Origin of the sequence: Qipengyuania sp., assembly GCF_043423005.1 — a bacterium.
Taxonomy (GTDB): Bacteria; Pseudomonadota; Alphaproteobacteria; order Sphingomonadales; family Sphingomonadaceae; genus Qipengyuania.
Genome location: NZ_JBHWMI010000065.1, coordinates 20,993 through 27,796 on the forward strand (window position 1 = coordinate 20,993; position 6,804 = coordinate 27,796).

Consider the following 6,804-nt stretch of genomic DNA (forward strand, 5'->3'; position numbering starts at 1 on the left):
GTCATGCCCGCGCGCGAAAAACCCACCGTCGTCATCATCGGTCGCCCCAATGTGGGCAAATCGACCCTGTTCAATCGCCTTGTCGGGAAGAAACTGGCGCTGGTCGACGATCAGCCCGGGGTCACCCGTGACCGGCGTCTGGGCGATGCCGAGATTGCGGGCTTGGAATTCACCATCGTCGATACCGCCGGCTGGGAGGACGAGGATGCCGCCTCGCTGCCCGGGCGGATGCGGCAGCAGACCGAAGCGAGCCTTGCCGGCGCTGACGCCGCGCTGTTCGTGATTGATGCGCGCGCGGGTCTTACTCCGCTGGACGAGGAGATCGCCCGCTGGCTGCGCAGCCAGTCGGTCCCGGTGGTGCTGGTCGCCAACAAGGCTGAAGGCAAGGCGGGCGAAGCCGGGATCTTCGAAAGCTACAGCCTGGGGCTGGGCGAACCGCTGGGCATCTCGGCCGAGCATGGTGAGGGTGTGGCGGACCTGTTCGCCGGGCTATGGCCGGTGATCGGCGAAAAAGCCGAAGGCGGGTTCGAGGACGAAAGCGATGCATCGCCGCAACCGGCCGACCTCGACGACGCTGACGAGGAAGAGGTAGCCCGCGGCCCTCTCAAGCTGGCGATCGTCGGGCGGCCCAATGCCGGCAAGTCGACGCTGATCAACCGGCTGCTGGGCGAGGATCGCCTGCTGACCGGACCCGAAGCCGGCATCACCCGCGATTCGATCGCGGTCGACTGGACCTGGCGCGACCCTTCCTCGGGCGAGACCCGTGCGATCCATCTCGTCGACACCGCCGGGATGCGCAAGCGTGCCCAGGTGGTCGACAAGCTCGAGAAGCTCTCGGTCGCCGACGGGCGACGCGCGATCGACTTCGCCGAAGTCGTGGTGCTGCTGCTCGATGCGACCCGCGGGCTCGAATCGCAGGACCTCAAGATCGCCAACCTCGTCCTCGAAGAAGGTCGCGCGCTGATGATCGCGATTAACAAATGGGACGTGGCCGAGAACGCCAGCGCGCTGTTCAACGGCATCCGCACCGCTCTGGGCGAGGGGCTGGCACAGCTGCGCGGCGTGCCGCTGTTCGCCGTGTCGGCGCGGACCGGCAAGGGGCTGGACACGATGCTGGGTGCCGCTTTCACCCTGCGCGAGGAATGGTCGCGCCGGGTGCCCACCGCGGCGCTCAACCGCTGGTTCGACGATGCCCTGGCGGCGAACCCCCCGCCGGCCCCGGGCGGTCGGCGGATCAAGCTGCGCTATATCACCCAGGCCGGGACGCGGCCGCCGCGGTTCGTGGTCTTCGGTACCCGCCTCGACGCCTTGCCGAAAAGCTACGAGCGATATCTGGTGAACGGCATCCGCGAGAAACTGGGTTTCGAACACGTGCCTATCCGGGTCGTGCTGAAATCGCCCAAGAACCCTTATGCCGGCGGGTAAGTGCGATGCCTGAATTGCTTGTCGCGATGGCGCTCGATTTCGATCTGATCGAACGCACCAGTTCGACCCTGCGGGTGCAGAACGTCGTCCAGCTCAGCCTGGCGCCGGCCTTCCTCCTGGCGGCAATCGGTGCGGTGATGAACGTCATGACCAACCGCCTGATCTGGGTAGCCGAACGGATCGACCGTATCCGGCTCGCCCGCGAAGCCGGCGAAGCGGACGAGGACGGCGAACTCGTCGGCGATCTTCCCGCGCTCGAGAAACGGCGGGTCTTCGCCCAGCGCGCCGTGATGCTCAGCACGGCGGCGGCTTTGACCATCAGCATCGTCATCATGCTGCTGTTCGTCAGCGCCTTCGTCACCTTCCCGCTCGGCACGCTGGTGGCCAGCATGTGGATGCTGACGATGCTGTTCCTGGTCGGCGGGCTGGGGTCGTTCGTGATGGAGACCCGCACGGCGGCGCGGCGCAACGGGCAACGGCTGCGAATGCGGCGGGGACGCTAGCGCCGCAGGGTGAACCGCCGCCCGTAGGTAAGGCACCGCCAGAGCCATTCGAGCGGCCCGTAGCGATAGCGTTCGAGCCACGGCTTCGACCAGGCTAGCATGAGCACCCAGGTCGCAATCGTCACCAGATACAGCTCGCCCCGGCCAAGCTTGCCGAACAGCCCGCCGGCCCAGCCGTGGAACACCAGCATCATCAGGATCGACGTCCCGAGGTAGTTGGTAAACGCGGCCCGCCCCGCCGCAGATACCCGTTCAGCCAGCCAGCCTCGCGCGCCAGCGGCCCACTGGGCCAGCAGGACGAACAGGCCCAGCGTCATGAACAGGCGCGGGATCGCCGCCCAGCCGAAGCTTGCCGCAAGCGTGCCGTAATAGGTGAGACCGGCGTCCAATGTGCGCAAAGCGATGAGCAGGCTCAATGCGCCGCCCAGCGCCAGCCCCGCCCAGCCCCACAGCCGCAACTTGCGCGCATCGAAGCCGCCGCCGAACAGGCCGCGGCGATAGAGCGCCATGCCGATCAGCATGAGCGGCAGGGTCTCGAAGGCGAACATGAGCAACGAGATCGCCAGGTCGGACCAATGGACCGTGATCGTATGCCTGACGATATCGAGGTACGAGCCGGTTTCGTGCAGACCGAGCTCGACCTTCGCGTCGGCCAGATCGACCTCTTTTTCCTGGTCCAGTCCGGAGCGAATGTCGGTCATGTCCGGTGATGCCGTTGCTGCCGGACTATCGGCCACCAGCTGCATGGGAATCGTCAGCGCGGCATAGATCAGGGCGCCGGCCAGATAGCCGATCAGGCCGATGACAAACTGGCTGCGAGGGCGCGCTTTGATGAAGAGCAGCGCGGCCAGACCGGCAACCGCGTAGAGGAACAGGATATCGCCGCGCCAGATCAGAAAGAAATGGATGGCACCGAACAGGCCCAGCCACAGCAGCCGGCGCACCTGCAACCCGATGGTTGCGCCGCGAGCCCACGCCTTTTCCATGAACAGATAGAGGCCCGCGCCGAACAACAAGGTGAACAGGCCGCGCATCTTTCCGTCGATAAAGACGAACTGGGCGACCCATAGCCAGCTCGCCGCCTCGCCATGGGGTACGGCGAAGGCTCCGGGATAGAGATAGGCCTGGAACGGCTGTCCGAAACCGACGATATTTGCCGCAAGAATCCCCATCACCGCCAGCCCGCGCACCACATCGAGGGCGGCGATGCGCTCTGCCGGGTCGCTAACGGGTCGGGGGGCGTCCGGCGTCGCGCTGGCGTGACTGCTCACCGGGTGACCAGACAATCGATCCCGCGCTGGCTGAGCGCGCGGCAGGTTCGCTGCGCCTCGGCTTGCGTGGCAAAGCCCGTGGCATAAAGGACCGTCAGCTTGCCGCGGCGCTGTTCCAGCGGGCGCCGGCCGGCAAGTTCGGGCCGGCCCTTGACCTTGGTCCACATTCGCGCCGCGTTTCCGGCGACGGCGAACGAGCCGAGCTGGACCCGCCATGGACCCGATGCAGCCTGCCGTACAGGAGCCCTCGTCGAGGCATCAGGGGCGGGCCTTGCCTCCCGCCGGGGCGGCGGTGCGGCGGCAACCGAAGCGTCCGGCGCGGTGGCAGGAACCGCACTCGCGGTGCGAGGACCGGACGCCAGCCTGTTGCCCTGCGCCGAACCGCCCAAGGTGCGGATCAGCCCGGCTGCCTTTTCATGGTCGGCCGGGGAAAGGTGGCCTTCCATCGCCACCAGCGCCTCTTTCGCCTGCGGCAGGCCGGCGTTGCTCGCCAGCGTCATGTAGGCATAGGCGCGCGGCCAGTCCCGGGGCAGCGGATCGCCGTTGAAATAGGCGGTGCCCAGCAGATACTGCGCCCGCGGATCGCCCCGCGCGCCGGCCTCGATCACCAGCGGGATGGCCGCCTCGTGTTCGCCGCGCAGATAAAGCAGGATGCCGTAATTGTCCGCCGCGCGCAGGTTGCCCTGGGCCGCCGATGCCGCATAGAGATCCTCGGCGATGGCCGCGTCTTCGGGCACGCCCCGGCCCATGCGATAGGCTTGGGCAAGGTTGAACTGCGCATCGGCATCGCCGGCGGCAGCGGGGCCTTCCCATTCACGGACTGCGCGCTCGTAATCGCCCGCCTCCCACGCGGCGACCCCGGCCTGCGTATCGGCCAAGGCCGGGGCGGCGAGGCCGATCAGCGCAGCGCCGAGCGCCCATCCCCTGCCACGCATCCTTGCCCCTCGCGCCATGACCCTCGTCCCTCCCTGTGGCACAGGATAGCGCGCCCGCGATGGTTGGCAAGGATCGCCCCCTTGGCGTTTGCACGAGTACGAAAGCCGGGCGGCGTTTAACGCAAAATTAGTTCTAGTCTGCGATTCCCGATGTCGAACCAGCCGCATCAACGCGGCAGCGTAACGAACAGGCGCAATCAGGGGGACCAGCCTTGCGGGTACTGGCATTGGCATCGCAGAAGGGCGGATCGGGCAAGACCACGCTCTCGGGACATCTGGCCGTCCAGGCCCAGCGCGCGGGCGCCGGGCCGGTGGTCCTCATCGATATCGACCCGCAGGGCTCGCTGGCCGACTGGTGGAACGAACGCGAGGCGGAACTGCCTGCCTTCGCACAGACCACGGTGGCGCGTCTTGCCAACGATCTGGCGATTCTGCGCCAGCAGGGGTTCAAGCTTGCGGTGATCGACACGCCGCCCGCCATCACGATGGCGATCCAGTCGGTCATCTCGGTCGCCGAACTGATCGTCGTGCCGACCCGGCCCAGCCCGCACGATCTGCGCGCCGTGGGCGCCACGGTCGACCTGTGCGAACGGGCCGGCAAGCCGCTGATCTTCGTGGTCAACGCGGCCACCCCCAAGGCCAAGATCACTTCGGAAGCCGCGGTCGCGCTCAGCCAGCATGGCACTGTCGCGCCGATCACGCTGCACCACCGTACCGATTTCGCCGCGTCGATGATCGACGGGCGCACGGTGATGGAGGTGGACCCCGAAAGCCGCTCGGCAGCCGAGGTCACCGCCTTGTGGAAATACATCGCGGACCGGCTGGAAAAGAATTTCCGGCGTACCGTCTTCGCCGCTCCGAACTCGCAATCCGTGGTTCCCGGAGCCTATCGCCCCGCCGGTGGCTTTGGCCGCCGGGTGGCACAATAAGCGCACCTTGGACGGCGGAGGCTTGCCAGATGACTGACGCCAGTTTCGCTTCGCTTTCCTCCACGCTGCTGGCCCGCAAGGGCGGCGCGAAACCGGCGATGCGCCCGCAATCGACGATTGCCGGCCCGATCGACGGTGCGGCGGCGGCGGCCAACCTCGAAGACCTGGGATGGAACGACATGGGTGAAGAAGCGATGAGCTACCCTGCACCGGCGGACGGGCCGCGGGCCGATCCGGCCAACGATTATCGCTTCGCCGAGGTGATCTCGATCGGCGGCAACGGCGAGGATCGCGGCGACCAGCCGGCCCGGAACGACGTGCGCGATTCGCTCGACCGGATCGCGCAGAAGCTCGAGGGCGGATCCCGCGCTGCTGCAATGTCGCGCCCTGCCGCCACCGGTCCGGCTTCGTCTTCCGCTCCGCGAGCGAGCGCGGTGATGCGCCAAAGCCGCCGGGCCGCCTTCACCTTGCGTCTGGATGCCCAGCGCCACCTGATGCTCAAGCTCGCCTGCACCGTACGGGGCACCAGCGCGCAGCAACTGGTCAGCGATGCGCTCGACAGCGTGCTGGCCGAAATGCCCGAAATCGCCGCTCTGGCCGCGCAGGTAAGCCGCGAGCCGAACTGAACCGGGGCCGGGCAGCCTGCCGCATGCGGGAACCCAAAGGGGAACGATGATGACCAATTCCAGCACGCAGACCTTCGTCCGCCTCGCCCTCACCACTGCGCTCGCGAGCGCGGCCCTGGCCGGCTGTACCGGAAAGGTCGCCCCCGCCGCTTCAGCTTCGGTCGCCAAGGCGCAGATGGCGCTTGAAGCGGGCAAGGGCGGCAAGGCAGTCCGCCATGCCGAAGCCGCGGTGCTTGCCGCACCGCGCGATGCGGCCACCCGCGTGCTGCTCGGCCACGCCTATGTCGAAGACGGCCGCTTCTTCTCCGCCGCGGCAAGCTTTGCCGATGCCGTGACCCTGGGCGATACTTCGCCGCGCACCGTCATCAGCCTGGCTCTGGCGCAGATCGGCATGGGCGACCAGACCGCCGCCGCAGCCACGCTGGACCGGTTCGAGGAGGTGCTCGACCCGGCCGATTTCGGCCTCGCGGTCGCGCTGGCCGGGCAGCCGCAGCGCGGCATCTACGTGCTTTCCGATGCCATTCGCGCGGGCCAGAACACCGTCACCATGCGTCAGAACCTTGCCTACGCCTACGCTTTGGCGGGGCACTGGCGCGAGGCCCGGTTGATGGCGGCGCAGGATGTCGCCGCGGGCGAACTGGGCAATCGTATGGCCGAATGGGGCGCGCTGGCGCAGCAAGGCTATTCGCGGGTGCGGGTGGCCCAGCTTCTGGGTGTCGAGATTGGCGCCGATGCGGGCCAGCCGGCGATGCTCGCGCTCGGCAACAATCCGGGTGTCGAACAGCTTGCCGCCGAGGCGGCCGCGAAATCCGAAGAAGCCCCGGCGCCTGCGTTCGCGCTGGCAAGCGAGCTTCCCGCCCTCGAACAGTCCGTCGGCATCGCGCCGATGGACGAAGGCGAAGCCGCGCTTGCCGATGGGCCGGCCTTCACGGTCGTCGATGGCACCCGCTTCGTGCGATCGGAAATGGTGCAGGCGATCCCTGCCGCCCTGCCCGCCGTGTCGCATCAGGCACGAAGGGCGGCCCGCAGCGACGCCAGCCCGGGCATGGCAGCAGCCACGCGGCCGGCCGGCGCGGCCAGTTGAGGGAGGACGGAGGAGGAAGGCGGAGCGAGGA

General features: G+C 68.0%; 7 protein-coding genes. 5 read left to right on the forward strand and 2 right to left on the reverse strand.

The window, feature by feature from the left end:
- Positions 1 to 3 precede the first annotated feature (3 nt).
- Complete coding sequence (der, locus tag ACHFFA_RS09980) at positions 4 to 1,425, forward strand: ribosome biogenesis GTPase Der (RefSeq protein WP_394270697.1); 1,422 nt, start codon at positions 4 to 6, stop codon at positions 1,423 to 1,425.
- A gap of 5 nt (positions 1,426 to 1,430) precedes the next feature.
- The gene (locus ACHFFA_RS09985) at positions 1,431 to 1,928 is read left to right on the forward strand and encodes a DUF2721 domain-containing protein (protein ID WP_394270698.1); all 498 of its coding nucleotides are present in this window, start codon (positions 1,431 to 1,433) and stop codon (positions 1,926 to 1,928) included.
- On the opposite strand, the gene ACHFFA_RS09990 is transcribed toward ACHFFA_RS09985, so the two are convergent.
- Entirely contained in the window at positions 1,925 to 3,199 is a 1,275-nt protein-coding gene (locus ACHFFA_RS09990; RefSeq protein WP_394270699.1) for a DUF418 domain-containing protein, read from the reverse strand. The two genes, ACHFFA_RS09985 and ACHFFA_RS09990, sit on opposite strands and share 4 nt — an antisense overlap.
- On the reverse strand, positions 3,196 to 4,134 hold the full coding sequence (locus tag ACHFFA_RS09995; protein ID WP_394270700.1) for an SPOR domain-containing protein: 939 nt from the start codon (positions 4,132 to 4,134) through the stop codon (positions 3,196 to 3,198). The genes ACHFFA_RS09990 and ACHFFA_RS09995 overlap by 4 nt, the downstream gene beginning before the upstream one ends.
- A gap of 212 nt (positions 4,135 to 4,346) precedes the next feature.
- Here ACHFFA_RS09995 and ACHFFA_RS10000 point away from each other — a divergent pair, with 212 nt between their 5' ends.
- From ACHFFA_RS10000 to ACHFFA_RS10010, 3 genes are read left to right on the forward strand one after another with little or no spacing between them, the layout of a single operon-like run.
- Positions 4,347 to 5,063, forward strand: coding sequence for an AAA family ATPase (locus tag ACHFFA_RS10000; RefSeq protein WP_394270701.1), 717 nt, complete (start codon positions 4,347 to 4,349; stop codon positions 5,061 to 5,063).
- A 29-nt stretch (positions 5,064 to 5,092) separates the two neighbouring features.
- On the forward strand, positions 5,093 to 5,689 hold the full coding sequence (locus tag ACHFFA_RS10005) for a hypothetical protein (RefSeq protein ID WP_394270702.1): 597 nt from the start codon (positions 5,093 to 5,095) through the stop codon (positions 5,687 to 5,689).
- A gap of 49 nt (positions 5,690 to 5,738) precedes the next feature.
- Positions 5,739 to 6,773, forward strand: a complete 1,035-nt coding sequence (locus ACHFFA_RS10010) for an SPOR domain-containing protein (protein WP_394270703.1) — start codon at positions 5,739 to 5,741, stop codon at positions 6,771 to 6,773.
- Positions 6,774 to 6,804 lie beyond the last annotated feature (31 nt).